Origin of the sequence: Melissospora conviva (assembly GCF_049523535.1) — a bacterium.
GTDB lineage: Bacteria > Actinomycetota > Actinomycetes > Mycobacteriales > Micromonosporaceae > Melissospora > Melissospora conviva.
The window spans coordinates 1-722 of sequence record NZ_JBLLDT010000012.1; the positions used below are offsets into that span (position 1 = coordinate 1).

General features: G+C 72.3%; 1 rRNA gene and 1 pseudogene. One reads left to right on the plus strand and one right to left on the minus strand.

The features are described from left to right. Positions 1 to 75: ribosomal RNA gene (gene rrf, locus ACK8GG_RS20340) — 5S ribosomal RNA — on the plus strand; the annotation flags it as partial. 90 nt (positions 76 to 165) lie between these two features. Here the strand turns inward: rrf and ACK8GG_RS20345 are convergent. After that, a pseudogene (locus tag ACK8GG_RS20345) lies at positions 166 to 722 on the minus strand (hypothetical protein); the annotation flags it as partial.

Sequence of the window (722 nt, forward strand, 5' to 3'; positions counted from 1 at the left end):
AACCCGGAAGCTAAGCCCTCCAGCGCCGATGGTACTGCACCCGGGAGGGTGTGGGAGAGTAGGACGCCGCCGGACAAACTTTCAGTTGAGGGCCGCCCCACCCGGGTCGGCCCTCAACTGCGTGGCGCCACAAAAGGCGCAATGAGGAAGGATATACCCGTGAGTTCAGAACCCCAGGGCGGAGACCGTCCGCGTCGCGACGATCGAGCCCACCGCGAGGCACCCAATCGCAGCGACCGTGCGCCGTACCGGGGTGACCGGGACCGCGGGGGATCCGCCGACCGGGGCGCCCGTGGCGCTGCCGGCCGCGAGGGCGGCTTCCGCGGTGGAGACTCCCGCGGCGGCTCCCGCGAGGGCGGTTTCCGGCGCGACGACCGGCCGCGTGACGAGAACCGTGGCGCCCCCCGTGAGGGTGGCTTCCGCAGTGGTGGCGATTCCCGTGGTGGTCCCCGCGAGGGCGGCTTCCGCGGTGGCGATTCCCGTGGTGGTCCCCGCGAGGGCGGTTTCCGTAGCGGCGGTGGGGCTTCCCGCGAAGGCGGTTTCCGCAGCGGTGGGGCTTCCCGCGAAGGCGGTTTCCGTAGCGGCGGTGACCGTGATTCCCGTGGCGGTTCCCGTGAGGGCGGCTTCCGCGGTGGCGATTCCCGTGGTGGTCCCCGTGAGGGCGGCTTCCGCAGTGGTGGCGACTCCCGTGGGGGCTCCCGCGAAGGTGGTTTCCGCAGTGG